Source organism: Paenibacillus provencensis, from assembly GCF_042678545.1.
Taxonomy (GTDB): Bacteria; Bacillota; Bacilli; order Paenibacillales; family Paenibacillaceae; genus Paenibacillus; species Paenibacillus provencensis.
In genome coordinates this window covers 59,048-85,387 of sequence record NZ_JBHTKX010000004.1, presented here as the reverse complement: position 1 = coordinate 85,387, position 26,340 = coordinate 59,048, and the positions used below count along the sequence as shown (strand labels likewise).

At 42.0% G+C, this 26,340-nt stretch carries 34 protein-coding genes and 1 pseudogene; 29 read left to right on the top strand and 6 right to left on the bottom strand.

From position 1 onward, the window contains the following. Nucleotides 1–100 precede the first annotated feature (100 nt). Complete coding sequence (locus ACFQ3J_RS20995) at nt 101–1,954, bottom strand: S-layer homology domain-containing protein (RefSeq protein ID WP_379293898.1); 1,854 nt, start codon at nt 1,952–1,954, stop codon at nt 101–103. Between the two features lie 169 nt (nt 1,955–2,123). Then, nucleotides 2,124–2,315, bottom strand: coding sequence for a hypothetical protein (locus ACFQ3J_RS20990; RefSeq protein ID WP_379293896.1), 192 nt, complete (start codon nt 2,313–2,315; stop codon nt 2,124–2,126). Nucleotides 2,316–2,914: 599 nt separating this feature from the next. Here ACFQ3J_RS20990 and ACFQ3J_RS20985 point away from each other — a divergent pair. Further along, nucleotides 2,915–3,541: a hypothetical protein gene (locus ACFQ3J_RS20985; protein WP_379293894.1), complete on the top strand. Its 627-nt coding sequence runs from the start codon at nt 2,915–2,917 to the stop codon at nt 3,539–3,541. Nucleotides 3,542–4,296: 755 nt separating this feature from the next. Here ACFQ3J_RS20985 and ACFQ3J_RS20980 read toward each other — a convergent pair. Further along, entirely contained in the window at nt 4,297–4,491 is a 195-nt protein-coding gene (locus ACFQ3J_RS20980) for a hypothetical protein (RefSeq protein WP_379293892.1), read from the bottom strand. Between the two features lie 500 nt (nt 4,492–4,991). Here ACFQ3J_RS20980 and ACFQ3J_RS20975 point away from each other — a divergent pair, with 500 nt between their 5' ends. The 9 genes and pseudogenes from ACFQ3J_RS20975 to ACFQ3J_RS20935 all read left to right on the top strand — a co-directional run. After that, on the top strand, nt 4,992–5,201 hold the full coding sequence (locus ACFQ3J_RS20975) for a hypothetical protein (RefSeq protein WP_379293890.1): 210 nt from the start codon (nt 4,992–4,994) through the stop codon (nt 5,199–5,201). Then, entirely contained in the window at nt 5,158–6,246 is a 1,089-nt protein-coding gene (locus tag ACFQ3J_RS20970; RefSeq protein ID WP_379293888.1) for a zeta toxin family protein, read from the top strand. The genes ACFQ3J_RS20975 and ACFQ3J_RS20970 overlap by 44 nt, the downstream gene beginning before the upstream one ends. 68 nt (nt 6,247–6,314) lie before the next feature. Further along, nucleotides 6,315–6,449 carry a hypothetical protein gene (locus tag ACFQ3J_RS20965; protein WP_379293886.1) on the top strand — a complete coding sequence of 45 codons (135 nt, stop codon included), beginning with the start codon at nt 6,315–6,317 and terminating at the stop codon, nt 6,447–6,449. A 482-nt stretch (nt 6,450–6,931) separates the two neighbouring features. Beyond that, the gene (locus ACFQ3J_RS20960) at nt 6,932–7,633 is read left to right on the top strand and encodes an LPD29 domain-containing protein (RefSeq protein ID WP_379293884.1); all 702 of its coding nucleotides are present in this window, start codon (nt 6,932–6,934) and stop codon (nt 7,631–7,633) included. 56 nt (nt 7,634–7,689) lie between these two features. Continuing rightward, a complete protein-coding gene (locus ACFQ3J_RS20955) occupies nt 7,690–7,935 on the top strand; it encodes an aspartyl-phosphate phosphatase Spo0E family protein (protein ID WP_379293882.1) in 246 nt (81 codons plus the stop codon). Between the two features lie 520 nt (nt 7,936–8,455). Next, nucleotides 8,456–8,659, top strand: a complete 204-nt coding sequence (locus ACFQ3J_RS20950; protein WP_379293880.1) for a hypothetical protein — start codon at nt 8,456–8,458, stop codon at nt 8,657–8,659. Between the two features lie 172 nt (nt 8,660–8,831). After that, the gene (locus tag ACFQ3J_RS20945; RefSeq protein WP_379293878.1) at nt 8,832–10,400 is read left to right on the top strand and encodes a restriction endonuclease; all 1,569 of its coding nucleotides are present in this window, start codon (nt 8,832–8,834) and stop codon (nt 10,398–10,400) included. A 27-nt stretch (nt 10,401–10,427) separates the two neighbouring features. After that, nucleotides 10,428–10,709 (top strand): hypothetical protein, encoded by a 282-nt coding sequence (locus tag ACFQ3J_RS20940; RefSeq protein ID WP_379293876.1) that lies wholly within the window; start codon nt 10,428–10,430, stop codon nt 10,707–10,709. Nucleotides 10,710–10,806: 97 nt separating this feature from the next. Beyond that, nucleotides 10,807–11,010: pseudogene (locus ACFQ3J_RS20935) on the top strand (cupin domain-containing protein); the annotation flags it as partial. A gap of 156 nt (nt 11,011–11,166) precedes the next feature. Here the strand turns inward: ACFQ3J_RS20935 and ACFQ3J_RS20930 are convergent. Together ACFQ3J_RS20930 and ACFQ3J_RS20925 are read right to left on the bottom strand one after the other, a co-directional pair. Further along, nucleotides 11,167–12,825, bottom strand: coding sequence for an FAD-dependent oxidoreductase (locus tag ACFQ3J_RS20930; protein ID WP_379293874.1), 1,659 nt, complete (start codon nt 12,823–12,825; stop codon nt 11,167–11,169). Further along, nucleotides 12,818–13,120 (bottom strand): ArsR/SmtB family transcription factor, encoded by a 303-nt coding sequence (locus tag ACFQ3J_RS20925; protein ID WP_379293872.1) that lies wholly within the window; start codon nt 13,118–13,120, stop codon nt 12,818–12,820. The genes ACFQ3J_RS20930 and ACFQ3J_RS20925 overlap by 8 nt, the downstream gene beginning before the upstream one ends. 329 nt (nt 13,121–13,449) lie before the next feature. Between ACFQ3J_RS20925 and ACFQ3J_RS20920 the strand changes: the two genes are divergently transcribed. The 18 genes from ACFQ3J_RS20920 to ACFQ3J_RS20835 all read left to right on the top strand — a co-directional run bounded on the left by ACFQ3J_RS20920 (nt 13,450) and on the right by ACFQ3J_RS20835 (nt 25,244). Next, complete coding sequence (locus tag ACFQ3J_RS20920; RefSeq protein WP_379293870.1) at nt 13,450–14,136, top strand: response regulator transcription factor; 687 nt, start codon at nt 13,450–13,452, stop codon at nt 14,134–14,136. Nucleotides 14,137–14,182: 46 nt separating this feature from the next. Continuing rightward, nucleotides 14,183–15,214, top strand: coding sequence for a HAMP domain-containing sensor histidine kinase (locus ACFQ3J_RS20915; RefSeq protein ID WP_379293868.1), 1,032 nt, complete (start codon nt 14,183–14,185; stop codon nt 15,212–15,214). 215 nt (nt 15,215–15,429) lie between these two features. Next, nucleotides 15,430–16,065, top strand: coding sequence for a hypothetical protein (locus ACFQ3J_RS20910; RefSeq protein WP_379293866.1), 636 nt, complete (start codon nt 15,430–15,432; stop codon nt 16,063–16,065). Then, nucleotides 16,062–16,790 (top strand): cytochrome c biogenesis CcdA family protein, encoded by a 729-nt coding sequence (locus ACFQ3J_RS20905; protein ID WP_379293864.1) that lies wholly within the window; start codon nt 16,062–16,064, stop codon nt 16,788–16,790. The genes ACFQ3J_RS20910 and ACFQ3J_RS20905 overlap by 4 nt, the downstream gene beginning before the upstream one ends. Before the next feature lie 17 nt (nt 16,791–16,807). Continuing rightward, nucleotides 16,808–17,356, top strand: a complete 549-nt coding sequence (locus ACFQ3J_RS20900; RefSeq protein ID WP_379293862.1) for a peroxiredoxin family protein — start codon at nt 16,808–16,810, stop codon at nt 17,354–17,356. A gap of 354 nt (nt 17,357–17,710) precedes the next feature. Beyond that, nucleotides 17,711–18,490 (top strand): sulfite exporter TauE/SafE family protein, encoded by a 780-nt coding sequence (locus tag ACFQ3J_RS20895; protein ID WP_379293860.1) that lies wholly within the window; start codon nt 17,711–17,713, stop codon nt 18,488–18,490. A gap of 16 nt (nt 18,491–18,506) precedes the next feature. Beyond that, nucleotides 18,507–18,827: a rhodanese-like domain-containing protein gene (locus ACFQ3J_RS20890; RefSeq protein ID WP_379293858.1), complete on the top strand. Its 321-nt coding sequence runs from the start codon at nt 18,507–18,509 to the stop codon at nt 18,825–18,827. A 23-nt stretch (nt 18,828–18,850) separates the two neighbouring features. Next, on the top strand, nt 18,851–19,429 hold the full coding sequence (locus ACFQ3J_RS20885) for a sulfurtransferase TusA family protein (protein WP_379293856.1): 579 nt from the start codon (nt 18,851–18,853) through the stop codon (nt 19,427–19,429). Nucleotides 19,430–19,494: 65 nt separating this feature from the next. Continuing rightward, nucleotides 19,495–19,890 carry a DsrE/DsrF/DrsH-like family protein gene (locus ACFQ3J_RS20880; protein ID WP_379293854.1) on the top strand — a complete coding sequence of 132 codons (396 nt, stop codon included), beginning with the start codon at nt 19,495–19,497 and terminating at the stop codon, nt 19,888–19,890. 24 nt (nt 19,891–19,914) lie between these two features. Then, complete coding sequence (locus ACFQ3J_RS20875) at nt 19,915–21,060, top strand: MBL fold metallo-hydrolase (protein WP_379293852.1); 1,146 nt, start codon at nt 19,915–19,917, stop codon at nt 21,058–21,060. 21 nt (nt 21,061–21,081) lie between these two features. After that, on the top strand, nt 21,082–21,309 hold the full coding sequence (locus tag ACFQ3J_RS20870; protein ID WP_379294008.1) for a sulfurtransferase TusA family protein: 228 nt from the start codon (nt 21,082–21,084) through the stop codon (nt 21,307–21,309). Nucleotides 21,310–21,454: 145 nt separating this feature from the next. Continuing rightward, the gene (locus ACFQ3J_RS20865) at nt 21,455–21,865 is read left to right on the top strand and encodes a rhodanese-like domain-containing protein (RefSeq protein WP_379294006.1); all 411 of its coding nucleotides are present in this window, start codon (nt 21,455–21,457) and stop codon (nt 21,863–21,865) included. 61 nt (nt 21,866–21,926) lie between these two features. Then, entirely contained in the window at nt 21,927–22,415 is a 489-nt protein-coding gene (locus ACFQ3J_RS20860) for a DsrE/DsrF/DrsH-like family protein (RefSeq protein WP_379293850.1), read from the top strand. Nucleotides 22,416–22,516: 101 nt separating this feature from the next. Then, a complete protein-coding gene (locus ACFQ3J_RS20855) occupies nt 22,517–22,777 on the top strand; it encodes a metal-sensitive transcriptional regulator (RefSeq protein WP_087568575.1) in 261 nt (86 codons plus the stop codon). A gap of 24 nt (nt 22,778–22,801) precedes the next feature. Continuing rightward, nucleotides 22,802–23,188 carry a rhodanese-like domain-containing protein gene (locus ACFQ3J_RS20850; RefSeq protein WP_379293848.1) on the top strand — a complete coding sequence of 129 codons (387 nt, stop codon included), beginning with the start codon at nt 22,802–22,804 and terminating at the stop codon, nt 23,186–23,188. A 120-nt stretch (nt 23,189–23,308) separates the two neighbouring features. Continuing rightward, nucleotides 23,309–23,701 (top strand): DUF302 domain-containing protein, encoded by a 393-nt coding sequence (locus ACFQ3J_RS20845; RefSeq protein ID WP_379293846.1) that lies wholly within the window; start codon nt 23,309–23,311, stop codon nt 23,699–23,701. Between the two features lie 14 nt (nt 23,702–23,715). Then, nucleotides 23,716–24,084 carry a YidH family protein gene (locus ACFQ3J_RS20840; protein WP_379293844.1) on the top strand — a complete coding sequence of 123 codons (369 nt, stop codon included), beginning with the start codon at nt 23,716–23,718 and terminating at the stop codon, nt 24,082–24,084. Between the two features lie 287 nt (nt 24,085–24,371). Beyond that, complete coding sequence (locus ACFQ3J_RS20835; protein WP_379293842.1) at nt 24,372–25,244, top strand: alpha/beta fold hydrolase; 873 nt, start codon at nt 24,372–24,374, stop codon at nt 25,242–25,244. On the opposite strand, the gene ACFQ3J_RS20830 is transcribed toward ACFQ3J_RS20835, so the two are convergent. Continuing rightward, nucleotides 25,245–25,700, bottom strand: coding sequence for a CBO0543 family protein (locus ACFQ3J_RS20830; protein ID WP_379293840.1), 456 nt, complete (start codon nt 25,698–25,700; stop codon nt 25,245–25,247). It lies immediately after the preceding gene. Between the two features lie 365 nt (nt 25,701–26,065). Between ACFQ3J_RS20830 and ACFQ3J_RS20825 the strand changes: the two genes are divergently transcribed. Then, the gene (locus ACFQ3J_RS20825) at nt 26,066–26,332 is read left to right on the top strand and encodes a helix-turn-helix transcriptional regulator (protein WP_379293838.1); all 267 of its coding nucleotides are present in this window, start codon (nt 26,066–26,068) and stop codon (nt 26,330–26,332) included. The last annotated feature ends 8 nt before the right edge of the window (nt 26,333–26,340 follow it).

The following is a 26,340-nucleotide window of genomic DNA, read 5'->3' as shown; positions in this document are numbered from 1 at the left end:
GTGGCCGTTACCGGCCGAACGCTGCTCTTTGAGCAGCTAAAATCAAAACCTTCTCAAAATAAAAGAGGATGGCTATCGCCATCCTTTTAAACCTTGTTTATTACTTTTCCATCAGCATTTCAAAGCAGTTTAACAAAAGTACATAAGTTTGTTCGAAAGTAAGCTCACCTTTAGGGTTGAACTGATTCTTGGCCATGCCGTTCATTAAGGAGAGGTTTACTGCCTGATATACCTCTTCCTTGGCCCAAGGTGAGATTTTGGTATCGTCCGCGAACAATGAAGTTGAAGTAGATCCAGCAGCAGACCCGGTTGTGCCCTTCAGCTCATTTGTTTTTTTATATACCTTTAGGATAAGGGTGGCTGCTTGTTCTCTAGTAATCGTTGCTGTTGGAGAGAATGTATTCGGTGATGTACCGTTAATGATGCCGTTCTGGTTTGCCCATGTGATGTTCCAATCATCTATATCGTTGAAAGGGGACTTGACCCCTAATACGTCAGTATATAGATCACGACCAAGCGCCGTTTCGATCATATGTACTGCCATCTCTGTGAATTCCATTCTGTTGATCGACCGCTGATAAGATCGGTCAAACGGCCATCCAATAAGTCCGTTTGCTTTTGCCTGTATGTAATCCGCCTGAGCCCAGTTACTTACTTTTTCTTCTTCCGGACCATCTTCTACTTGAATATAGACAATACTTCTCATTCCTAAGTAATTATTAGCAGAAATCCATGTTGAACCCTTACCTACAGCTGTGACTTTACCAGTTGAATCAATCTTAACAATGCGGTCATCTCCGCTTTCAAAGGTATTTCCACTGTTCTGGAAGCCTTCATGGAGGCCCATTTGAAGAGTCTCTCCTTTTTTAAGTTCGATATCATAGCGAGCTAATAAAGTAGGCATTAGCTTAAAAAACGTTGTCGTGAATTCAACCTCCGTTGGACTTCCTCCAACGGTATAAAGACCTGTAATCTCAACGTCAAAGGCATCATCCATCGCAAAATCCTCTATTCCATCAGGTCTGAAAACAACAGCGAAAGAAACCCCATATGCTCCTGTATTCACATTAAAATACTTGCCGGATTTATCCTTGTCGTTCTCATCAAAGCTCCAAACTTTCCCGTCCCTCACTCGGGTTAGCTTCACTTGAATCTGGTCGGTTTTTTTTCTGTCATACTTCTCTGGATTCAGGGATACAGACCATGGATCGATTGTTCTGAAGACTTCTTCAGGAAAGTAACCTGCAGACGGCCAAGCTATGTAATCATACTGAACTTCGGACTTTGGACGGCTTTTGTCAAATGCGTACATCGATGCGTAGGCAACGTTGTTAGTTGCATGTGCCATGCCGAACATGGTTTGTTTCATCTCTGGATTGATGATCCATCTGCGGTGTCCTACACGGTCGGTATTTGATGCGTCTCTGTCAGCCATATAACCTAGCACGTTGTTATAAAAAGTTGGGCCTCCGGAGTATAGGTTGCTGGTTCTTGCTCCATCTTTACCTGAGGCATATAACGCTTCGTCTATACCTGCAGGCTTGCTTGGATAATGAGTTAGTTGTTTATTTGCTGCGATAACCATTGCAGCCGCCTGTTGCTGCTCTGTCAGTGAATAGTTTGCTGTAACGTCATCTGGCAACCCAGCCAGGTACCTTACAAAATTAACAGCTCGAATACCGTCCTCAACATATTCAGATTTTATCCTGCCTGCTTTGAAGGGAGCCGTGACGCTTGGGGATTCTGAGTAAATTTGGTCAGCCGGCATGTAGGTTGTGCCTGTTTCCATGGGCTTGTATTGTTCCCATTTATTCAAGACATCCTGTTTTGTTCTTTGCTCCGTCAGCTGCTGTACATTAGCTGCCTGTACATCGGGGGCCCATAAGACTGTAGCGATCAACATTGCCGCAGGTAGAATCAGCCATTTCCTCGATCTTCTGAGTGATAATTTCATCGGTTTAAGCCACCTTACTTATGTATTTTCTCCTTTAATTCCATCAACATTAATTTCTCTGAAATATAGGACGTAATTATATTTATCGGAAGGTTATTCAAGATATCTAATAAAAATTGACCAATCAATTTGTGCCAAAGATTATATCGCTTGTCAGCGAGCTTTCGAATTAAATGGTGCCGTTACTGGCCGAACACTGCTCAACTTGAGGTATCAGATCTGCAATAAGAACCTCACAGCGGGCTGATGCTACCGGCTCTAATGTGACCAAGAACGCCACATAAGAGCCGGTACGCACCGCTGTCGGGTTACTCCAGCCGATAACGAGAGCGCCTAAGCCGGGGGAAAGCATCCCGGCCAAGGCGCTCTAGGTTCCTGTCTGTCGCTTTACACCGCGCCACGGAGCCAAAACCGTAAAAGATTTTCAAAGGAAAAATGATGAAAAGACAAATAGAGAGGGAAGAGGAGAGAACCGGCAGCTGCCGGTTCTTTTTTTGTGCTGCGTTTTTACGCTTTTGCCTTCCGCATGGTAACAAGGTTAAAGCGACTAACCTTCCAGGAGGCCGAGCCTCCGGCTTTGGCCACTCCACCTCCTGGAAGCCAAGTCGCTGAGCAGCCTATTCAAGGGGCCTAAAATTTTTTTCTTATTGTGAACAGCTGCTGTCGAAAAAACTTTTAGGCTGAGACCCTTGATCATGCTGCTATTCCCCTGTTTCCAAGCTACGCGTCAAAAGGCGAAAAAACGCCCTTTCGGGTCCTGTCCCATGCAGAAGGCAAAAGGGATAGAGCAGATATTATCGCTCTTTAATTCTATTTCAATCAAGTGAAAAGGAGTACAGGATGGGCTAAAGACAGGTGCTTTTCGAGATAAAGAATGTACTTGTTGTTGTGGGAATAACTTGACCCCGGAGCTGCCTGCATACAATTAGCAATTTAAAAATAATAGGAGAGTGAGCATCTATGAATCAAATGTATGTAACCATGGTGGCCAGACATTTTGAAAACCTGAAGGTCAACCTATTATGCGCTATTATCGATCAGCGAATAGAGCATAACCTGCCCTCCTTACTGTTAAGGGAGGTTCTGTTAGAGGAAATCGAACGGATCCAGGAAGAGGAAGGGCTTATCCATCGGGGCCAGAAGAAGGCTTATGGTAGGGTTTTACGGGATACCTCTTCATATATCAATGATGATGAGCTGATTATTACTTGTTTGGATTCTAGTGATAATGAGATTGTTGTTAATCTCTTAAATAATATGGTGACATGTAAATCAAGAAGAGGTATCGTCTCAGGTGAGTTTCAATACAACTTTAAGTTGTCTGAGGAGGGACCCGTCCGTCAAATGTTTTTAAAATCATATAAGAATGACTGTGAAAGGCTACAATACATAACGCTTGAAAGGGAAAACATTATCGTATGCAACAACTGGGATGTTTTGAATTTACTCTTTACTTGCACAGATCATGAAGAGAAGATCATTAAAAAACGTGTGTCGATGCTTCTTTATTTGAAGCAACAGGTAGAGGGGATCGCCGAGGTTTTGGAAGATGCTACAGAATCAGAGCTGTATAACTTGGTTCATTAAAGGTTCTTCCTTAAGAGAGGAAAAATAACGAATTCAGTTATTTTTCATTGACTATAGGCAATAGCAGTTCTAAAATATGTAGTATATAACCTGTATATACAGCAATACAGTAATACAGTAATACAGGCATGATAATTTAGGTATCACCGGGAAATCCCGTTATCTTTATATTAGTTTTTACCTCGCGAAAAGAGCCCTGACCGCCAAATGAAGGGCTCTTTTTGTTAAGTATGAATGAATTAGGTTATGTATAGAATAAGTAAAGTAAAAAAGCCCCGGCAGGGGCATTCCTAGCTTGCAGTGCAGCGATCGTATTTTTAGCGGTTTCTTAAGATAGAGCTTGACCGCCAAGTAAAGCTCTATAAGTGGTTGGACTTGCTTATCCTGCCGAGACTTCTTTATCTTACAATGGGAATCCTAGTAGTAGCGCAAACAATCGGATACCCCAGTATAGGCCGTAAAAGACAGGCCCGAGAATAGCCACCCATTTGATGATCTGCTTGGTAACAGTTCGGATGGGGGCTATTTTGGTTGATATCCAATTCTTTGCTTTGTCCATTATCTTGTACATTAATTTTTACCTCAAGGCTTACACTGCAAGCCCTACCGCTAAATTCAATTATACAAGATACCAGGTATTTCTAATAGATGACGGTACCAATTTTCCGTACTTTTCTCACTAGATTCATCGTGGTATAACGGTTATCATTGCGAGAAGGGAGTAGGTATTTCCCCCTGCCTGCTCCCAGCTGCTTTTATATGGAGTGTTTGTCCGATTCCGAAGGCTTATCGCCTTCGGAATCTTCTTTTTTTATGAGAATCTCTATTACAGGAAAGATCGCAGCTACAGAAGTAAGCCCAGCCATCAGATCAGGATGAGCGTCCTGAAAACCAAACACTACGCAAGCTAGAAAACAGCAACTCAATAACCTTTTATTGTTCAATTTCATTTCAAATATCCTCCTTAAGATGTCTATAGTAAGTAAAGAGAAAAAGATTGAAGTAATTACAACTCTTTTTCACGGGCTTCTTATTTCGATGGTTGTATAGGTATTACATGGCTGTAATATCGATGTATGAAGTGGATTGTGACACTCTTACTATTAGTAGTCGCTGTATGTGCGGCGCTAGATGCGAGAGCTTCATAACGTATAGCCACGTCCGAATCAATTTCGCACACTTTTGTTCAAGATAAATGCCTAATAGCTGGTACCGCTACGGGCGGTACCTTCGGATTATATGGTGGCCATGCTGCGGCCGATCGATGCCTATTCGATGATGCTCAAAATGCTTCTCAAAGGATTGAAGACCTTAAAACAAAGCCACTTGTCCCGTCCCGGTTCAAGCGGTAAAAAGTTAGTATTTATAAGGTTTTGTGGTATAATTGAAGTACATACGTTCTTATATTTGTTCGTAATAATTAGTTGTTAAACGAAGGGAGAGGTGATAGATGGCTAGACACAATTACACACCTGAAGAGTGGAATGAGATCGGTCGAAAAGCAGCCGAGTTAGCTCAACAAGAAGCACGGGATCTTGGACTTCCTTTTAGTTATATGATTGGCGATAAAATTATCCAGGAGTATCCGGACGGACGTAAAATGGAGGTGCAACGCAATGGAGATGGAACGTTTACAGAGACTCCTTACTCCGGAGAGTAGTCCTACCATGACCGTATTTGCCGGAACAAATGGTGCCGGCAAATCACACTTAACTCGAATTCTGGACCATAAAAATAAAGGAATTGAAACCATTGATGCAGATGCCATTGCAAAGGATATGAATATCTCGAATATTGCAGCTGGTAGGGAAGCAGTGAAGAGAGTAAGGGATTGTATCTCCAATGGTCGCGATTTCTCCATAGAGACAACTTTGGGCGGTAAAAATGTGTTACGGCAAATGGAAATGGCCAAGAATGCTGGCTTTCAAGTGGATCTGTATTATGTAGGCTTGAAAAACGTTGACATGCATTTGTTACGTGTTAAAAATCGCGTAGAAAAAGGTGGCCATGATATTCCTGCAGAGGATATTATTCGCCGGTACGTTACTTCTCAACAGAATTTACCACAAGCTATGCGTTTAGCAGATCGTTCCTTTATTTTTGATAATACGCATGTCTATCAGCTGCAGGCTGAAGTAAACCGAGGCAAAACTACATATCAGGCTCCGCCGAATGAAATGGAGCCGTGGGTAAAGTCAGTAATGAAAGAATGGAGTAAATCGTTAGGTGAAGTGAAGAAAGATCTTGAAGCGAATCGGGATACGCTCTCCAAGGAGCTGCAGCAACGACGCCAGGAACTTCATTCAGCAGAGCAACCTTTACATAATTTTAAGAAGTTAGAGAAATTAGAAGGCGAGTTAAAGGAGTTAAATCAAAAGATTGAAGCAAAACAGGCCAAAAATATGAAAGAAAAGATTACTCAACCGAATAAGAAAGAGCTGCTCATTTTGGAAGAGAAGAGACAGATCGTGAATGGAGAAGTGATGGAGATGAAAGCCAAATCACCATCTCCAAGTGAAATTCAGGGCATTCAGCAGAATGTATCTTCTCTAACTTCTATTGTTCGTGCTTTGGATCGTGCCGTGAAAGAAACGACAAAGCAGATTACAAGTGTCCATAACGATATTCTAAAAAGAGATATGCAGAACACATATAGGCATACGAATCAGCAGCAGATGTCTCAACAATCAGGGCTTGAGCTCTAATAGAATAGCTTCATCCAAGATCTTCTTTCGAGAAGGTCTTTTTTTCGTTTTTAAGGGCTTAAAGCTTTATGTGGGCTAATGCTACAGGCTCTAAAGCGGCTGAGAACGCCGCTCAAGGGCCTGTACGCACCGCTGTCGGGTTACTCCACCCGATAACCAGAGGGCCTAAGCCGGGGAAGAACTTCCCGGCCAAGGCGCTCTAGGTTCCTGTCTGTCGCTTCACACCCGCCACGGAGCTAACACCCTAATAGATTCTCAAAAGAAAATAGATGGCAAGATGAAAGAGGGAAGAGGAGAGAACCGGCAGATGCCGGTTCTTTTTTTTTGTGCTGCGTTTTTACGCCTTTTGCCTTCCGCATGGTAACAAGGGCAAAGCGACTAACCTTCCAGGAGGCCGAGCCTCTGGCTTTAGCCACTCCACCTCCTGAAAGCTAAGTCGCTGAGCAGCCTGTTCAAGGGGCCTAAAACTTTTTTCTTTATTTGGATTAGAGCTTCAGATGAAAAAACTTTTAGGCTGAAACCCTTGATCTTGCTTCTATCCCCTTGTTCCCAAGCTTCGCGTCAAAAGGCGAAAAAACGCCCTTTCGGGGCCGGTCCCATGCGGTAGGCAAAAGGGATCGAGCTACTAGGTCAAATCTGCTTTCACCTAACGGTCGAGGTCAATTTATAAAAGGAGATGGTTTGAATGAGTACAGTGCAAGAGATGTTCAATATTAGTGGGAAGGATGCAAAGAAACATGTCAGCGAAGCCCTGAAGATTGTTTTTCCTGGCATCAAGTTCAAGTTTTCTACTAGTTATGACTCTATTCATGTTGCTTGGACTGATGGGCCACTTGTACAAGACGTTGAACGCGTTTTAAATCGCTTCCAGAGTTATACCTATGTTTACAGTAAAACTGATTTTTACCGGCCAACAGGCTACGAATGGAAGGGGGCAATGTATTTGGGTCCTGAGTACCTAACCACTTCGAGAACTCTTTCAGACGGCCGCAGAGACGTGCTGTATACTGCTGCTGAAGCTCAAGGCATGATATGGGTTGATATGATCATACCTGAACGCCGGGAGCTGGAAGAGGAGCTCATCCGGAAAGGGAATTTGGAAGGAAAATATCCGAGAACTTGCCCGGATCTGCTGAGAGATTCACGGCCATCCGTTGATGAACGGAAAAAGAAGGAGACAGTTAAGCCGAAGGCAGAGGTTATTGAGCTGTTTCCAGCTCAGACTGCAAAGGATGTACTGCTCAAGTATTCTACGCCTGAAGATCGGTTTAAGTTCAGTGCTTTGGCCAACTATTTGGGTGAAAATGTAGCACTGGATCTGATACAGGGTTCTGATCTATCTATAGATGACCTTTTTATATTAGTTGCTAATGAGCATTTTTCATAAAAATCCCTGCCGGGGTATCCCCGGCAGGGTTCATCCCCCAGGACAGGAGAGTTCAGATGATGGAATCAATGGAACAACTGCTTGAGGAGTTAAATAAGACGATGGATGATTGCAAAACGGAGTTAGAGAGTGTCAGAAAGGATATGGTACAGATTGGTGAAACCGTGGGGCTCCTTAACGAAGAGGTGCTAGAGGTTTCACAGCGCTTGGATCAAAAAATAATCGAGTTCATGAAGGTTCAAAGAAATTATCAAGAAGTGAAAAAGCGCTTATATCAACCAAATAGGGAGAGTTCTAAATGAATAGTTGATACGGTTTGGTGGAAAGTGATCGGAGTCATTTTGACATTAGGTACGATTGCTGTTTGTATATTTAATCTATTTAATCTATGGGATCTCAAAAGAGAGGCTGCTGCAGATCGTGAAGAAGTTGTTAAGTTGTACGCTTCACATAAGCGGAAGGCAGTGTATTTTAAACCTTGTGCCTTCATTTATCCGAAGGAAAGGCAAGAAGAGCCAGGATATAGCCGGTAAACACGAAGAGCGTTAGTTTTCAATGAAAACTAACGCTCTTCGCAGCTGATTTTATAACTATTAAATAGATTACTCATTATCGTATCTTATTATACATATTCTGCATTTAATTAGTTTACAATCTCAACATCTTGGGATATTATATTATTAATACATCAACATATTGTAATTCAGTAATTCAACCAACAGCATGCAATAATTTGGAGGCAAGAGAGCGATTGTTCGCTCTCTTTGTCTCCTTTTGTTTTTTTAAGCTGATACTTATAAATTAAAAAGGGGATGTACGAGTATGGATTTTAATGTTTATGATTTTAAGCATCTACTAATTAGCGAGACTTTGCCGATCGTATTACAGTTCTTTGCAGAGAAGACTGACATGGAATATGTAGATCAAGTATTGTACATCTTAATTTGCATCCTATTTATCGTAGGAGCGAGCCTAAAAACGTATTCATTATGGTTAGATATCAAGAGTAAGCAAAAGAATAAATAGATCAGAAAAACAATATTGCATTTCAAATAACAGTAAGAAGCAAGAGATACTTGATTATGTTTGTATTTCATCGAACCGATATAGAATTAGTGTATTTAGCTTTATAAGCTAGATAGCCATGCCATGAAATATTAAGTATGGAAATATTTTTTAATAAAATGAGGGTGGGTTTATGTTTTATAAGACAAAAGAAAATAAGGAAAACCTCTTTGTTCGTTGTGAATTTTGTCATACACAAATTATTCTCCTGCAGAGCATGTGTAAGAAAAGAGGTATATATTATACTATCTCAAGAAATTTAATCTGTCCCGAATGCGATGAAACTTCAAATCGTGTAATAGATGAGCCAGGTATCTTAAATTCTATGGAGTTGAAAAAGAGACAATTCGAGAGAGCTAAGGTGTCGAAAGCAAGACAGCAAGAAAAAGAGAGGTTATTAAAAATAAAGAAACAGGAAGAAGAAAGGTTGCTAAAAGAGAAAGAGCTAGCATTGATAGAAAAGGCAAGAAAGGAAAAGGCAGAGGCTAAGGCAGAGGCTAAGGCACTAAAAGAAAGAAAGTTAGAAGAAGCTAGAGCCTTAAAAGCCTTAAAAACAAAACAGCAAGAGGAAGCCAGGGCTTTAAAAAAGAAAGAGCGAGAAGAAGCTAAAGCACTAAAAATTAAACAATTAGAAGAAGCTAAGGCAATTAAGGAGAAAAAGTTACTGAATAAAAAAATAATAGCGTCTAAATCTTTAGTTCTGTTCGCTGATAGTGAAGTGAAAATGATATTTCTTAATTTTATAAATAAAATAGAAACATCTTTTCTGAGCATAGGTAGTTTTGTCATTTTTGAGAGATTAGTTTTTGAATATAACAATATTGGTGAATTATCGTTGCTCTGTAGTGAAGAGAGCTTAAACCATTATCTGGTATACAATGATATTTTTGAGAGTTTTAAGCCAAACACTAGCTTGAAATTAATCTATACTGAGTTTAATGAGAAATTTCTAAGATTAGTCAAACTCATCGAAAAAAAATACGAATTACAAAATGATGAGAACGCAATATATATAGCGTGGAGTATCTTGAGACAATCTTTAAACATGTACTATCACAATTTGCTGGCAAATGAATTTGGAAATATTTTTAATGCTAAACAATTAACGTTGGAAGAATGCATCTCCCACTATGTTCAGATTGAAACCATCAATGTGAAATCTGCAAATAATGCCGGATTATTAACTCATTTCTTGATTTATGAAGGTGTTACAAGTAGTAATAATTTTATAAAAGAATATAATGTCGTTGTTAAATTGCTTCTTAAAAGTTTAGAAGATAAAAAGAATGATGACTTTGAAAAGTCTTTGCTGAATAAAAATGTAATTTTAGATAGTACAGCGTACTCTATCCACGATACAGACCTTATGTCAGGAAATGAATTCGAACTATTCATATTAGAACTTTTTAAAAAAATGGGCTATTCAGTACGATTGACTAAAGGATCTGGAGACCAAGGGATTGATGTGATTGCGGAACGCCAGGGAAGGAAATTTGGAATCCAAGCAAAGTGTTATTCAAACACGGTAAACAATAAAGCGATACAGGAAGTTTCTGCTGGAATAGTTCACTATAAATTAGATAAGGGTATTGTTATAACTAATAATTATTTTACTAAATCCGCAAGAGAATTGGCTTCTTCTAATGGGATTGTTTTGTGGGATAGAAATATATTGAAGGAGAAAATCTTAGAGCTGTATTAGGCCAAATTTATTATAAGGAGATAATTGATGAAGTCATTTGATGATGTTTGGCAGATCATTGTTGAGCAGGAAGGTAGTGAATTTCAGCAGGTAAGAGGGAAAATCTTTACATACCAAACAGTGGGAAATGCTATTACACCCAGTACAACAAACTACATAATCTCAAGGAGCCAACTTGAAAAAGCATGGAAGAGAATGCCGGTGAATGGCCCGGGAGAGTTTCAAGATTTGATTGGACCCTCATATCTCTTTGCAATTTTAACGGATCCACGTATTCCGCAGAAAACCCAGACTCTTATGGATGAATAAAAAGGGATATGAGAGACACCCTTAAACTTTATTAAGGCGGCAGCAGACGTGTCAGAGGATAAGAACACATATATGCATTAGAAACCGCGAAGAACGCAGCAAAGAGAGATTAGATTTTAGGGCTGTAGCCAGCGATGATTTTGCAATAATAATTCCCGCGGGTAAGTGGCACAATGTAACCAATATAGGTAACAAACCACTTAAAGTATACGTAATTTATGCTCCGCCTGAGCATCCATTTGGCACAGTTCATGAAACAAAAAAAATCGCTATGTCAGCTGCAGAAAATCATCGTTACTAAATTGGAGACTTTCAGGAATATTCGAGTGGTATGTAGCTTATTGACAGTTAGGCATTGATATTTTCGTGAGGAGCTCTTGTATCGTATAAGAAAGAAACAAGGACAGGATGCATCATCATGCAACCTGTCCTTCGTTTCCATTAGCATTATTCGTTATTAAAATGCTTGCGGTTTAAACTGATTGGCAGTGTAGCTCTTATAACCCCCTGTGAGGTTCCTTACCATAAAACCGTTTTGAGTTAATATTTGAGTAGCTATATAACCTCTTAGCCCCACTTGACAATAGGTATACACTGGTATTGATGGATCCAATTCGTGCAGTCGCTCGCGAAGCTCGTCCACTGGAATGTTTATAGAACCTGGAATTGCCCCAATTAAGTGTTCATCTTCCGTACGAACATCGACGAGTTGCGTGTCTTGAATCTCTAAATCATCTAATTCATTGGATAGCCAAACATCGTTTCTTCCATCCAGTATGTTCTGTGCGACATAGCCCGCCATATTAACAGGGTCTTTCGCTGAAGAAAATGGCGGTGCGTAGGAAAGTTCAAGTTCAGAAAGTTCCCGGACCGTACCATTTAACCTCATCACGGTTGCAATAACATCGATTCGTTTGTCAACGCCTTCTTTACCGAAAGCTTGTGCTCCGAGTATTCGCCCCTCATTGTTAAAAATCAGTTTTAGAGTTATCGAAGATGCGCCTGGATAATAAGTTGCATGGGAAGCCGGGTGAATAAAAGCAACATGAGGTGTCTGGCCGTTCTGTTTGAGTGTACGTACATTTACCCCCGTAGCGGCTGCAGTCATACCGAATATTTTTAAAATAGACGTCCCTTGGGTACCACGATATTCACTTTTTAATCCGGCAATGTTGTCAGCAGCAATTCGTCCTTGTTTGTTAGCAGGACCAGCAAGAGGAATTGCTGTTTGATTACCGAGCACAAAATGTTTCACCTCTACTGCGTCACCGACAGCATAGACTCCTTGAATGTTCGTTTCCATCAGCTCGTTTACAAGAATGTGACCGCGGGGACCCATTTCAATGCCAGAGTCTCGCAGGAAACTGGTGTCCGGTGTCACTCCAATTGCGAGAATGACCATGTCGCTTGCGAACTTTCGTCCGCTTTTCAGTTGTATGTGCACTTCGTTTGATATCTCTTCGAAGGATTCGACACTGTCACCGAGTGCAAGAGGTGCGCCTTTTTCCTCTAATTCCTGTTCCGCATAAACGGCCATATCGGAGTCGAAAGGCGCCAAAATGTGTGGAGTAGCTTCAATAATTGTGACTTCAATACCTCTCTGAATTAGATTCTCGGCCATTTCTATTCCAATAAATCCGCCACCAATAACAGCAGCCCGTTTAACATGATGGTCTTCAATATACGACTTGATTTGATCTGTATCAGGAAGACTTCGAAGCGTAAAAATGAGTTCGCTATTAATACCTGGTATGGACGGTTTTATTGGCTTCGCTCCAGGAGATAGTAATAAGGCATCAAAGCATTCTTCATATTCCTCGCCATTACTTTGACGTACTGTAACTGTTCGCTGGGAGGCGTTAATATTTGTTACTGCACTCTCGATGCGGACATCGAGGTTAAAGCGGCTCAGCATCGCTTCAGGTGTTTGGACTAGCAGTCTGGAGCGATCCTTGATGTCTCCACCGATATAATAAGGAAGTCCACAATTTGCGAACGAAATATATTTTCCCCGTTCAAACATGATGATTTCTGCCTTCTCGTCTAATCTCCGCAATCGTGCCGCAGCTGAAGCGCCACCCGCAACGCCGCCTACAATTATCACCTTTTTACTCATGATTTTTCTCCTCCGTTGACTGAAAAAGTAGTTTAACGATCTGTTCCGTTTGTTCGTTTTTGAGTGAATAAGTGACTTCAAGGCCTTGTCGCCGCGATTCTACAATACCGGCTGCTCGCAGCTTCTGAAGGTGAGTAGAGACAGTCGATTGCGGTAGACCCATACAATCTTGGAGCGCCGCAACATTAAAGCTTCCTTGCTGGGCCAAACGCTTTACGATGCATAATCGTTCAGGATGGCCAATCGTTTTGAGCATTTCTGCCGTCTTCTGAAGATGCTGTATTGTTTGATCCATTCGCAAGATCCCCTTTCTTATCTCGATATCGCAATATTACGATAAAAAGATGTTATGGTCTGTGATCTATCTCACAGATTAGTTGGTTCTTTGTGGCAACGGTATATGATTTGAGTTAAGGGAAAGTAAGCCCTCCAACAATTCTCGCTTTCGTTGACAATACCCACTGGGGTATATAGTATAGTTATAACACTTATGAACACCAAGTGGCCATATTCTTTACCTTTTGGGAACTCAATACTCTACACAAAGATTGAAAAAGTGGCCAGGAGAGGCATTGCACATGTTCTCATCTGTCTAGAACCTGTAAATTAGGAAGGTGAAGTAACTTGAAAGGGAAAAACGTGCTCATTATCGAGGATGATAGGAAAATTCGTCGACTGCTCCGGATCTATCTCGAGAAAGAAGGTTATGAAGTACTGGAGGCGGAAGACGGCTTGGAGGGGATGGCTGTATTTGAAAAATACGATCCCTGCTTTGTGATTACAGATCTTATGCTGCCGAAGGTTAGCGGCGAGAGGGTCTGCGAATGGATCCGTAAGGAGCAGAACAGTGACGTGCCGCTGCTCATGTTGACGGCGAAAATCGAAGAGTCTGATCGTATCAAGGGCTTGAAAATGGGGGCGGATGATTATGTCACGAAACCGTTCAGTCCGCAGGAAGTCGTGTTGCGGGTGGACAATGTTCTGCGAAGAACGGCGAATCGTTGCAGCAAAATTAGTTTTAGAGGGCTGACCCTAAAACCGATGCGGGGAGAAGTAAAATATAATGGTCAATTAATCACGCTTACCCCGCATGAATTTAAGCTTCTTTATTATCTTATGCGGCATCCGAACCAGATTGTCTCAAGAGAACAAATGTTAAGAGAACTTTACCCTAATGACGAAAAACTCGTGGTTGATCGGACTGTAGACGTACACGTCAGCAAGCTGCGTGAGAAGTTGAGCGTTTCGGGAGCGGAGATGGACTACATCGAAACCGTGAGAGGGATGGGGTATCGTTTTGGCGCAAAATAGACGAAGGGTGATGTTTTGGAATCACAATCTGCTATTGAAATTAATCATGGTTAACATAGTGGTTGTAGTAGTTGTTATTTGGTTGGCCGGTGTATCGGTGAAAGATTTTGCATGTATAGCTGTCGGGCAATTAGATGAAATCAGTGAGGGGACCAGAAGCAACTTTAACGAGCGGATTAACAACTATCTCCTTCAGGTCGGTTTGGTCGCAGGTGCAACAGCAACGCTTGTCCACTATGGGTTCGTACGTAGATTTCTAGGACCACTTCGCGAATTAACAAGGTCGGTCCAGGTGCTCGCAAACGGTGCATACCCCGAACCGATTCCATCTACAAACCATGACGAGATAGGGGCGTTGACGCGAAGCTTCAACCAAATGACGTTGACCCTTCAACGTGAAGCACAAATTCGTAAACAGTTAATGAGTGATATATCGAATGAACTTCGTACGCCGCTGAGTAACTTAAACGGTTATTTGGAAGCCTTGTCCGATGGCGTAGTAGAAGGAAACAGGGAGCTATATGCTTCACTTAGAGATGAATCTCTCCACTTGACCAAGCTTGTCGAGCAGCTTCACCAATTAAACATATGGGAAACTCGCCAGATATCCGATACCGAGAAAGAAGTTCTCGATATACGGGCCCTATTGCTTCAAGTTGCGCAGCTCTTTCAGTTAGAATGCGAAAAGAAGAAGATCGATTTAATCATTGAGGCTCAACAGTCCAAATTGTTTGTGCATGAGCAGGGGATCAGACAAGTCTTTACGAATTTATTGGGCAATGCGATTTTATATAATGTGGGTACCGAGATAGATGTCAAAGGTAAAAAAGATCATCAATATTACCGTATTTCGATAACAAATAAAGGGGAGGATATCCCCAAAAATAAACAAACGCAAGTATTTGATCGATTTGTAAAAGTCGATTCATCAAGATGTAGAAATCGAGAAAATACAGGCAGTGGTCTAGGTCTAGCTATCGTGAAAGAAATTGTCGAACAGCATGGAGGTCAAGTCGGCCTTGAGACTGACGGGCAAAAACATACCTTTTGGGTTGCGCTGCCGTATGAAGGCACTTAATTCTTATCATGGTGCCTATTGTTATGCACAAAGAGAACGGCTGGGAAAGCTAGATCCCGGTTGTTTTTTATTACAGAGACCTTTTGAGTATTTTCCTTTTATAAAAGTAAAATATTTTCCGCTCTTTAACGATTCTTAACATTCGTCAGATAAGCTAATACTCGACATCGGAGGGGAGGTGCATTTTGTATACAATACAGATAGGATCATTCGTTTTGAACGGGCAAATACTACTCATTTTTCTATTCGGTATATCTGGGTGGGCTACGCTTAGGCTATACTTTCGCGGTCATTCGGACACCGAACGCATTTTTGCAAATGCTACAAATGCTTTTCTGATTTGGTTTGTGGTCTGGAAAGGAAGTCTCATACTGTGGGACCCTGTGGCGACTTGGGAACAGCCGATTTCGCTGCTTTATTTTGACGGAGGAAAGAAAGGCATATGGTTAGCCGTCATAGCTGTTACCGTATATGTAGTTTGGTCTACCCGTAAGGCTCATTCTACGCCAGCTGTTATAGTAACCGCAGCTTCAGTCTATATACTTGGCGGTTTTACGGCCTATCACATTGCGTTGGCCTTGCTGGATTCCGATAATGTTAGTTTTCATGCAGGCAGTGCGGCTCTTTCGACAGGAATGTTGCTGATCTTCTATAAGACCGAGACCCCTGTTGGTTGGAGAAAGCTTGTCGAACGTTGGTTTTGGATGATGCTCGGTTGGACAGGAATTTGGTTCTTAAATCCTTCTAGGGATTTGTTCTTATTATCGTTCAGCATGCAGCAAATAGTCGGAATGGTGCTAGGAACGGCTTTGTATGTTATTCAGCGTATTCTCGAAAGGAGAAATGGATGATGAATGCCGTCACGATGCTTATCGCTGTCTCGGCGGGAGCACTTTCGTTTCTCTCGCCCTGTGTTTTCCCGCTTGTTCCTGCATATGTATCTCATCTCACTGGCGCTTCGATTATGAACGGCAAAATTGAAGTTGATCGTAAGCTGCTTGTGATACGGTCTATTAGTTTTATATTCGGATTCAGCTTAGTGTTTATCGCGATGGGGGCTTCCGCAACAATGGTCGGTAGCTTGCTTGCAGAGCACCGGGAGTTGGTGCAAATGGTGAGCGGTTTCCTCATCATCGTTTTCGGAATGCAGATGATGGGATGGTTAAACCTTCGGTGGTTAATGTCGAATAAATCCTGGGATGCAGCTAACTTGTCGACTAATAGCGGTATGACGAAGTCATTCCTTACGGGTTTAGCTTTCGGTTCAGGCTGGACGCCGTGTGTCGGATTGGCGCTGTCTTCGATCTTATTAATGGCCAGCACTGCTGAAACCATGTGGAGCGGCATCTTATTGTTGGCTCTTTATTCATTAGGATTGGGGATCCCGTTCCTGTTGATCGCTGTTTTATTAACGGTTTCTACCGGCATCATCAGAAAAATGAATCGTTATGTTCCATTATTGTCGACGATTAACGGACTGATCTTTATTACTATGGGCTTGCTGCTCTTTACTGGCCAGATGCAAAAGATTGGCGCGTGGCTGGCTAGGTACGCACTTTTCGATATTTCGCTTTAGATACAGGGGGAGAGAACTTGAAGAAAAGTCTTATTGGAATAATAGCTTTACTCTTGCTTGCAGGATATGGGGTTTATGATTATACAAAACCTAACGATACGTTACAAACTGATAACGGTATCAAAGGTCAGGTGTCTGTAGGAATCGATCAAGGAGAGGCAGCGCCAAACTTTGAGCTTGTTGATACGTATGGTGAGCCGGTAAACCTTTCAGACTTTCGAGGAAAGAAAGTACTTATTAATTTCTGGGCAACCTGGTGTCCGCCATGCCGAGCAGAAATGCCGCATATGCAGAACATCTATGAGGATTACAAAGACGAGGTAGTGATTCTTGGGGTCAACCTTACGACAACCGAAGCGAGTATGGAAGACGTCGGAACGTTTATTGAGAACTATGGGCTGACTTTTCCGATCATTCTCGACGAACAAGGGGAGGTCATGCAAACCTTTCGAGTTGTTGCATATCCGACGACATACGCCGTCGATCGGGATGGAGTTATTCGAGAAATATTCCGTGGTGCGATTGACTATGGAATCATGGAGCAAACGCTGGAACGGATGGATTAAGGAGCGTTATCGAATGACCATGTCAACGTGATTGTCGTACGAAGATCTGCAGATGAGACATTATTATAAATGCCCATCTGCGGATTTAGTGACTAGTTTGGGAGCCGAAATGCGAGTGGAGAATCCGATAATGTAGTAATTCAAATACAGGGGTTGACGAAAATGAAGCTATAGCTTATAGTATCAATATACCCATACGGGTACTGGTATAAAGGAAATGCAATAGGACGGTAAAATAAAACTGCAAAGTGTTCATTTTTTTTGGTCAAAATAATACCCCATGGGGTATAATGGATGATCATAAATGAGCACAATAAGTATGGCCGTCCCGAAAACAGATAGGAGGAGACCCCCTTGGATATAGCTTGGATTCTGACATTGTTTGCAATCGGGTTTGCCGGATCTTTGATTTCCGGGATGGTCGGTATCGGAGGCTCCATCATTAAGTACCCGATGCTGCTTTACATTCCGCCGGCACTAGGCTTCGTTGCATTTACAGCACAGGAGGTTTCCGCAATTAGTGCAGTACAAGTATTCTTTGCTTCGTTAGCCGGGATTTTCGCCTTTCGTAAAGGAGGATATATCAATAAGTCCCTCGTGTTATACATGGGAGTAGCTATCGTAGCCGGCAGCTTCGCCGGAGGATATGGCTCAAAGTTTATGCCTGATGAAGCCATTAACCTGACGTATGCTGTACTTGCACTCGTAGCTGGTATTATGATGTTCCTCCCCAAAAAGGGAGACGAGGAAGCTGACTACACAAAGATAAGATTTAATAAAGCACTTGCGGCTAGCTTGGCTGGCCTAATCGGGATACTATCCGGTATTGTGGGAGCGGCCGGTGCATTTATTATTGTACCCATCATGCTTGTTGTTTTGCGTATACCGACACGAGTTGCAATTGCTTCATCACTCGCGATTACCTTTATTTCTTCGATTGGATCAACAGCAGGGAAACTTATGGGCGGTCACATGCTGCTCATACCATCAATCGTCATGGTGATTGCGAGTACAATCGCATCGCCGCTCGGCGCTATGATTAGTAAGAAGCTGAATACGAAGGTATTGCAATGGATTCTCGCGACACTTATTGTTGCGACTGTCATTAAGATTTGGCTTGATATTTTGACTTAGGGAAGGATGATTAACGATGAAGTCGAAGCAAATCCGTTTACAACTGCCATTCGAGGTGAAGGATCGGTTAAAACGTGGAGAAAAATTTACCATTCTTGACGTTCGCGAACCGGATGAATGGGAATCGGGACACATTCCGCAAGCTAAGCATATCCCGCTCGGTCAACTTGAATCGAGATTTCATGAGCTCGATCCGAATGAGGAGACAGTAGTCGTATGCCGTAGCGGGGGGAGAAGCAATGTTGCGTGTGAATTTCTGTCAGATTTGAACTACAACGTCATCAATATGCCAGGCGGTATGACTGCATGGCAAGGCGATATTCAACAAGGCAGATAATTATTGAAGGGAGAATGCTCACCATGACAACAACACTTAAAGTTGATCGGACGCTCGAATGCGAAGGCTTGGCTTGTCCCTTGCCGGTTGTTAAGACGAAAAAGGCAATTGAAGAACTAAACACCGGAGAGGTTTTAGAAGTAAAAGCAACCGATAAAGGCTCTGTAGCGGACCTGCAAAGCTGGTCCAAACGGACCGGTCATCAGTATATCGGACTTAAGGAGGAAGACGGGGTATTCCGTCATTACATCCGTAAAGCCGATCCAACGGAGACCAAAGAAGACGTCACATTCCAATACACGTCTACACTGGATGAAATTCGTAATAAACTAATTTCCGGAGAAAAATTGAACATTCTAGATGTACGTGAACCGGCTGAGTACGCTTTCGGTCGTATTCCAGGAGCCGTTTCCATCCCTGCAGGGGAGCTGGAGACACGTTATCAGGAGCTCGATCCAAACAAAGAATATCATGTTATCTGTCGTACTGGCAGCCGAAGTGACATGGCATGTCGTTCCCTAGCTGACAAAGGCTTTTCAAAGCTAAAAAATGTCATTCCGGGTATGACCGAGTGGGATGACGACGTGGAGAAAGACGTTTGATATTAAAGGATACGATCTTGTTACACAACATTTTAACAACATGAAATGAATTGGAGGAATAAATAATGTCTAACAAACTCGCGATTATTGCAAGCAATGGCGGATTGTTCGATGCTTATAAAGTATTCAACATCGCTACGGCAGCTGCCGCTACGGATACTGAAGTAGCCATCTTCTTCACCTTCGAGGGCTTGAATCTCATTCATAAAGAAGCTTATGCTCAGCTACCAATGCCGGCCGGCAAAGAGCACTTTGAACAAGGCTTCAAAGCAGCTAAAGTCCCATCCATTCCAGAGCTTGTTGGTATGGCGCAAGAAATGGGCGTGAAGATTATTGCATGCCAGATGACGATGGACGTTATGAATCTCAATAAGGAAGATTTTATAGACGGTATTGACGTTGGCGGAGCTGTAACGTTCCTTGATTTTGCTCAAGATGCCAGCGTGACATTAACATTCTAATTTATTGCCTAAGGGGGAAACAATATGACCACGAACACCATTACGAAGATGTCGGCAAAAGAAGTTGCACAACTTGTTCTTGAAGGTAAAGAATTGTTTATCCTCGATGTGCGTAATGAAACGGATTTTGCTGACTGGAAAATTGAAGGCCGCAGCGTGCAGATTATCAATATCCCATACTTTGATTTGATTGATGGCGTTGATCCCGCACTTGAACAAATCCCAGAAGGTAAACCCGTACTTGTCGTATGTGCGAAGGAAGGCTCGTCGATGTTTGTTGCCGAACAAATAGCTGAAGCCGGCAGAAGCAACGTGTCTTATCTGGAAGGCGGCATGAAGTCGTGGAGTGAATACCTGGAGCCGGTTAAGGTAGCAGATTTAACAGGTGGAGGCGAACTGTACCAGTTTGTACGTATCGGAAAAGGCTGCTTATCTTACGTAGTGCTTTCTGAAGGTGAAGCTGCCATTATCGATACAAACCGTATGATCGACCAGTATGAGTCTTTCCTCCAGGCAAAAGGTGCTAAGCTTGTTCATACAATCGATACGCATCTGCACGCTGATCATATATCTGGAGGCCGGGCTATGGCAGAGAAGTATAGTGCGACCTATTACTTACCCGAGAAGGACGCAGGTGAAGTGACGTTCCACTACGAGAAACTTGAAGATGGCAAAGATATCACCGTAGGCAGAGAGCGAATTATTGTACATCCACTCTACTCTCCGGGGCATACAATCGGTTCGACGTCGTTTATTATCGATAACAAATTTCTGTTGTCCGGCGATATTTTGTTCATCGAATCAATCGGCCGCCCAGATCTGGCAGGGTTGGCTGAGGATTGGGTTAGCGATCTACGAGAGACGCTTTACAAACGGTATAAAAATCTGTCTGAAGACTTAATTGTTCTTCCAGCACATTTCGGTAAAATAACCGAGCTTGGCGAGAAGGGGCTGGTATCTGGCCGACTCGGTGACCTTTACAAGAAAAACCCAGGCTTAAACATCACGGATGAAGGCGAATTCCGCAAGACAGTCACTGAAAACTTGCCGCCTCAGCCAAATGCTTATCAAGAAATTCGCCAAACGAATATGGGAAAAATTAATCCGAACGAAGAAGAACAGCGTGAAATGGAAATTGGTCCGAACCGTTGTGCCGTTCACGATAACTAATAATCCTTGGAGGAATGTATGATGATCAGTGATAAATTGTTAGACGCAACAGGATTGGCATGTCCGATGCCAATCGTTAAAACAAAAAAGTCCATCGATGAGTTATCTTCTGGACAAGTGTTGGAAGTTCATGCAACCGACAAAGGTGCCCAAAATGATCTGAGTGCTTGGGCCAAAAAGACGGGCCATGAAATATTGGATAGTAAGGAAGAAGCAGGAGTCTTTAAATTTTGGATTAGAAAAGGCTAAATATGGAGGGAGAATGACTAAGTCATTCTCTCTTTAGTAAAACTTAAATCCAGTATTGTTAGATTTCTCTTGTTGATTGCAATACCCTTACAGGTATAAAATCATTATATGCTCCTTGCGACAAGTGAGGTGATCTGAATTGAATGTGCTGCATATAGCGGTGAATATTATAGGTTTACTGCTGGTATCAGGTATTGCTCGAGGTTGGCTGCCGGTCAAAGGTCTCACCTTTATGACGGAACATCAATTCTTCGATCGAATAAAATCTGCCGATGTGCAGGTCGTTGATATTCGTGACCCTATTGATCATGAACAAGAACATCATCCGGATGCAATAAATATTTATCTCGGCCGCCTTCCGTACCTTTATAAGAAGGAGCTAGATAAGGGCAGTGAGATTATGATCATTTCAACATCTAAGTCAACAATTCGCAAAGCAGCACGAATTTTGAATAAAGCCGGATACAATTCACTATTCGGCGTACTCTGGATCGGAAAGAACGATTCGAAGAGTAAGGAAGGGCAAACAAAAGCGAATATATCTGTTGTATCCTAATTTTTTTGCCTTTATAAAAACCCATACCCGTATATGTATTATGAAAGGATGGATATCATTAATGACACAAGTTGGAACCACTGAAAGAACAACAATCGTGCTTTTTAGCGGTGATCTGGATAAAGCGATTGCTGCTTTCATCATTGCGAACGGAGCAGCTGCCTACGATCATGAGGTCACGATATTCTTTACGTTTTGGGGGCTAAATGCACTGCGAAAAGATCAGCCTGTTCCGGTCAAAAAGGGGCTACTGGAGAGGGCATTTGCCTGGATGATGCCGCGTGGTTCCAAAAAACTTGGCTTATCACGCATGAATTTTGCAGGAGCTGGTCCGGCTATGATCAAGCATGTGATGAAAAAGCATAATGCACTTAGCCTGCCACAGTTAATCGAATTGGCACAAGAACAGGGTGTGAAACTGGTCGCTTGCACAATGACGATGGATTTGCTTGGTCTCAAGCAAGAGGAATTGCTAGATGGCATTGAGTATGCCGGCGTTGCAGCTTATCTGGGCGATGCGACGGAAGCGAACGTCAACCTGTTCATCTAAAGCTCACTGAAAACGACGTCACCTTCGCATTGGTGTATTGTAAACCTAGGGAACTTTGTTCATAATATACCTATTCGCTTAAAACGAGAGGGTGGTTTTCCATGAAATATGATGATGATGTGAAACGCAGATTGAAGCGAATCGAGGGGCAGGTTCGGGGAGTTCTTAACATGATGGAAGAAAATAAAGACTGTAAGGATGTTGTAGGTCAGCTTTCTGCGATTCGAAGCGCAACGGACAAGGCGATTGCCTATATCGTGGCCGTTAATTTGGAGCAGTGTCTGGTTGAACAGATGGAACAAGGGCAAGAAACCGGACAGGTTGTGAAGCAAGCGGTTGATCTGCTTATTAAAAGCAGATAAGAAAATGTAAGGAATGATGATATAATGGATACATCAACGATGATTAACATTCTTATCGCATTAGTCGTTATTTTGTTCTTTTATAAGCAGTTTGCTCCGATTAAAGGAGTACGCACAATAAATGCTAAAGAGTTCGAACAAGAGCGAAAATCTGCTCAGAACGCCATTCTCATTGACGTCCGCGAGCCGCATGAATATAAGTCGGGGCACATACCAGGGGCGAAGAATCTTCCGCTATCTCAATTGAGCAGCAGAATGAACGAACTTCCGAAGGATAAACCGGTATTTGTTTATTGTCAGAGCGGAATGAGAAGCAAACGGGCAGCTATAATTTTCAAAAAAAACGGCATTCCCAGTATTGTGAACCTACAAGGCGGCATAATGGCTTGGCGTAGCTCGCATCAGAGATAAGAAATGAGTCCCTTACATGTCTTACATGTTAGGGGCCTTTTTTGCGTTATTATTTATGTTTAAGGTAATAATACTGTGGTAGAGTAATAATTTTCTAAGACCAATAACAGGAGGTTCCTGATGTTCCACTATACTGTTCAAACAAATAAAACGGTCGATGAAGCTATACAGTCGTTGGAATTATCGTTGAAGGAAGAACAATTTGGCGTTCTCTGGCGTTTCAACATTCAAGATAAATTAAATGAGAAGGGGATTGTGTTTACCCAACGTTATGAAGTGCTCGAGGTATGTAATCCTGTTGAAGCAAAAAAAGTGCTAAGCGAGAATGTATTAAACGGTTATTTTTTGCCGTGTAAGATTACAGTATATGAGCATGAAGGGCAAACGAACATCGGGTTGCCTAAACCGTCATACTTGATCGGAACGGCTGGAGAGGAATCTGCCGCCTCTATAAGGAATATCGCTTTGGACATCGAACGTCGTCTAATTATGTGTATGGACAAAAGTATCTAAGGGGTGGAACAGAATTGGAAGAGGCGAAAACCCCAGATTCGCAATTCATCCAGCAGCATCTTGCTAATGAAAGAACTTTTCTCGCTTGGGTGAGAACCGGAATAGCTGTTATTGGTTTGGGTTTTCTTGCTACGGGGGTTGTTTTTCGAACTAACGTTTTTCGAGATTTTGGTCATTGGATAGCTGCAGTAGTGGGTGTTGGAGCTGTGTTTTTAGGGGCAGTCATTATGATGTGCGCGACCAGAGACTATTTTCGTAAACAACGGGGAATAAATGCAAGTGCTTTCCGCTCTCCACATTTATCGGTTTGGGTGATGTTTGCTAGTTTGGGTTTGATCGACATTCTATTGTTAGCGCTGGTGATTGCGCTGCTTCTTTATTAGCTTGCAGAATAGTAAAAATACGAAAAGAGTTCTAACCATTTGGGGCAACATTTAAATAGTTTAAACAGCTTAGCACCTCCCATTCAACGCATTCTTCTACACATTTAACATTCTAATTGGTATTGCAAATCATCTGAAAGCATGATATTGTGTGTTTAAATGTTTTCGTCAGAGAAACTTTATATCTGTTTGACTGGAGGAGCCTGCACACAGCGGGCTCTTTTTGCTTTTTTTAGAAAGACACGAATTTATCATGTGACCAGAAAATATGGGGAAGGTGTTTTATCATGTGCCGGGAAGTTAACTTGCTCAAAATCGGAGATATCACCCTAGAATTTTCAATAACAGGTACAGGCTTACCAATCTTGTTGTTTCATGGAGGACATTCAAACTGTCATGAGGAATTTGGTTATAAGATACTTCTAGATTCGGGGTATTCTATTATTACACCCTCCCGTGCAGGGTACGGCAGAACTTCAGAGGTTTCGGATTTAAAGCAAGCTTGTCATATGTATAATGAGTTATTAGATTATCTAGCTATAAGAAAAGTTCATGTAATTGCTGTATCGGCAGGAGGGCCTACTGGAATTGTGTTCTGCTCCATGTTTCCTGATCGGGTCATCAGTTTTACGCTTCAGTGTGCCGTAACAAAACCTTGGCTTACTCCAGACGATAAGGAATTCAAGTTTGCTAGGCGTATATTCAACACCGTAACAGAAAAAAGAACATGGAAGTTAGTTTCAACACTGAATAACCTATTACCTAAATTGACTTTCAGAATGATGTCAACTTCATTTTCAAAGCTTTCATATTCGGAAGTCCAAAAACGGCTTGACAATCACTACCTAGAAGAATTCCGAAAAATGAATAACCGACAGCGTTCGTACTCGGGATTCTTAATCGATCTCGAACAAACGCAATGTGAATATTCATCGGAAATGAAAACTATCCAAGCACCAACGCTTATCATGCATTCCAAAAACGACAATTCAGTAGCAATTAGTCATCCTCAAATCGCAAAAACAATGATCCCCCAATCAGAACTGTTTATTCTTGATTCGTGGGGCCACCTCATATGGATTGGAAAGCACGCAGTTGAATATGATCATGCTCTGATCTCTTTCTTATCTCGATCATCGTATTCTTCCGATGAAGAATAGTTACGGATCCGAGTATTTTCTAAAGAGCGCGATAAAAGCTCGTACAAGTAAAAAGGTCAGGACCATAAACAAGAAAGAGTGGAAAATGTTCCACCATTTGTGGTGATTAATTAGTTCAGTGTTCACTTCAGCCCACCACTCAAAAAGAGAAATCGGAACGCTATATAGAATGGACTGCAAAATGATGACTGGAAGGCGAGAGTGTACGGACGTTTGATTGAAATATACACAAAGAATGGGAAAGACCATTAAATCAAAGACGATGTGGATCTCAAATACATCTGGTAACAATCGAATTGGGTAGGAAACTAGATCCTCGGCGACAACGAAAGAATCAACGAATCCTGAAAGAAAGCCCTTGAAACAAAAGACTATGACCCAGTCTTTAATCGGCTGTTTCGGCAGCCAGTGAAAAGCAGAAATCACGGAAATGAAAATGTCGAAGGACAAGAACATATGCCCATTGAAAGTCGCTATTTTAGCGGCTTTTTTATTTTATCGGTACAAGTTCTTGTCCCAAGCTAAGGACAAGAACTTGTACCGATTACCGAAAAGGACAAGAACTTGATCCGATTGCCGATTAGATGATTATCTAAGTGATAATCGATGTATTAAAACCTCAATAAGCAGCATAATGCAGGACAGTTTTCACATCGTTATGGAACAACTTCTTAGAAGAGAGGCGAATAGAGGCGGTTAGGTATTCATAAAGCGAATTATTGGTACTGAAACAAGCTGTCGAGGACAAGAACTTCTACCGGTTGACGGATGGAGAACATGGACGATAATTCATTAAGCTGATATGAACGAGGCATCAACACTTGTCTATAACCCCCCATCACCTACATCGCACATTTAAAACTGTTACTGGTTCTACACCCTTACAATTTTTACATCATACTCGTATAGAAGAGGGTAAAAAGCTGCTATCGACTAGTTCTAGAAGCGTGACTCATATCAGTTTTAGACTTGGCTACACAAGTCTTTCTCATTTCTCTAAAGTTTTCAAAGCCAAGACTCAGATTACACCGTCTGATTTTCGAAAAGATTCAAATAAGATTTATTTTTCAGCAACTACAGAAGATTGAAATTTCTC

What these genes read in the sequence shown, in the direction of transcription:
- ACFQ3J_RS20975 (WP_379293890.1), top strand. Translation starts at nt 4,992, where the DNA reads ATGGCTAGACACAATTACACACCTGAAGAGTGGAATGAGATCGGTCGA.
- ACFQ3J_RS20980 (WP_379293892.1), bottom strand. Translation starts at nt 4,491, where the DNA reads ATGAAATTGAACAATAAAAGGTTATTGAGTTGCTGTTTTCTAGCTTGC.
- ACFQ3J_RS20860 (WP_379293850.1), top strand. Translation starts at nt 21,927, where the DNA reads ATGACACAAGTTGGAACCACTGAAAGAACAACAATCGTGCTTTTTAGC.
- ACFQ3J_RS20905 (WP_379293864.1), top strand. Translation starts at nt 16,062, where the DNA reads ATGATGAATGCCGTCACGATGCTTATCGCTGTCTCGGCGGGAGCACTT.
- ACFQ3J_RS20870 (WP_379294008.1), top strand. Translation starts at nt 21,082, where the DNA reads ATGATCAGTGATAAATTGTTAGACGCAACAGGATTGGCATGTCCGATG.
- ACFQ3J_RS20875 (WP_379293852.1), top strand. Translation starts at nt 19,915, where the DNA reads ATGACCACGAACACCATTACGAAGATGTCGGCAAAAGAAGTTGCACAA.
- ACFQ3J_RS20940 (WP_379293876.1), top strand. Translation starts at nt 10,428, where the DNA reads ATGAAGTCATTTGATGATGTTTGGCAGATCATTGTTGAGCAGGAAGGT.
- ACFQ3J_RS20960 (WP_379293884.1), top strand. Translation starts at nt 6,932, where the DNA reads ATGAGTACAGTGCAAGAGATGTTCAATATTAGTGGGAAGGATGCAAAG.
- ACFQ3J_RS20965 (WP_379293886.1), top strand. Translation starts at nt 6,315, where the DNA reads ATGTGGGCTAATGCTACAGGCTCTAAAGCGGCTGAGAACGCCGCTCAA.
- ACFQ3J_RS20885 (WP_379293856.1), top strand. Translation starts at nt 18,851, where the DNA reads ATGACAACAACACTTAAAGTTGATCGGACGCTCGAATGCGAAGGCTTG.
- ACFQ3J_RS20950 (WP_379293880.1), top strand. Translation starts at nt 8,456, where the DNA reads ATGGATTTTAATGTTTATGATTTTAAGCATCTACTAATTAGCGAGACT.
- ACFQ3J_RS20995 (WP_379293898.1), bottom strand. Translation starts at nt 1,954, where the DNA reads ATGAAATTATCACTCAGAAGATCGAGGAAATGGCTGATTCTACCTGCG.
- ACFQ3J_RS20855 (WP_087568575.1), top strand. Translation starts at nt 22,517, where the DNA reads ATGAAATATGATGATGATGTGAAACGCAGATTGAAGCGAATCGAGGGG.
- ACFQ3J_RS20850 (WP_379293848.1), top strand. Translation starts at nt 22,802, where the DNA reads ATGGATACATCAACGATGATTAACATTCTTATCGCATTAGTCGTTATT.
- ACFQ3J_RS20845 (WP_379293846.1), top strand. Translation starts at nt 23,309, where the DNA reads ATGTTCCACTATACTGTTCAAACAAATAAAACGGTCGATGAAGCTATA.
- ACFQ3J_RS20970 (WP_379293888.1), top strand. Translation starts at nt 5,158, where the DNA reads ATGGAGATGGAACGTTTACAGAGACTCCTTACTCCGGAGAGTAGTCCT.
- ACFQ3J_RS20945 (WP_379293878.1), top strand. Translation starts at nt 8,832, where the DNA reads ATGTTTTATAAGACAAAAGAAAATAAGGAAAACCTCTTTGTTCGTTGT.
- ACFQ3J_RS20880 (WP_379293854.1), top strand. Translation starts at nt 19,495, where the DNA reads ATGTCTAACAAACTCGCGATTATTGCAAGCAATGGCGGATTGTTCGAT.
- ACFQ3J_RS20830 (WP_379293840.1), bottom strand. Translation starts at nt 25,700, where the DNA reads ATGTTCTTGTCCTTCGACATTTTCATTTCCGTGATTTCTGCTTTTCAC.
- ACFQ3J_RS20835 (WP_379293842.1), top strand. Translation starts at nt 24,372, where the DNA reads ATGTGCCGGGAAGTTAACTTGCTCAAAATCGGAGATATCACCCTAGAA.
- ACFQ3J_RS20930 (WP_379293874.1), bottom strand. Translation starts at nt 12,825, where the DNA reads ATGAGTAAAAAGGTGATAATTGTAGGCGGCGTTGCGGGTGGCGCTTCA.
- ACFQ3J_RS20925 (WP_379293872.1), bottom strand. Translation starts at nt 13,120, where the DNA reads ATGGATCAAACAATACAGCATCTTCAGAAGACGGCAGAAATGCTCAAA.
- ACFQ3J_RS20985 (WP_379293894.1), top strand. Translation starts at nt 2,915, where the DNA reads ATGAATCAAATGTATGTAACCATGGTGGCCAGACATTTTGAAAACCTG.
- ACFQ3J_RS20955 (WP_379293882.1), top strand. Translation starts at nt 7,690, where the DNA reads ATGATGGAATCAATGGAACAACTGCTTGAGGAGTTAAATAAGACGATG.
- ACFQ3J_RS20915 (WP_379293868.1), top strand. Translation starts at nt 14,183, where the DNA reads ATGGTTAACATAGTGGTTGTAGTAGTTGTTATTTGGTTGGCCGGTGTA.
- ACFQ3J_RS20890 (WP_379293858.1), top strand. Translation starts at nt 18,507, where the DNA reads ATGAAGTCGAAGCAAATCCGTTTACAACTGCCATTCGAGGTGAAGGAT.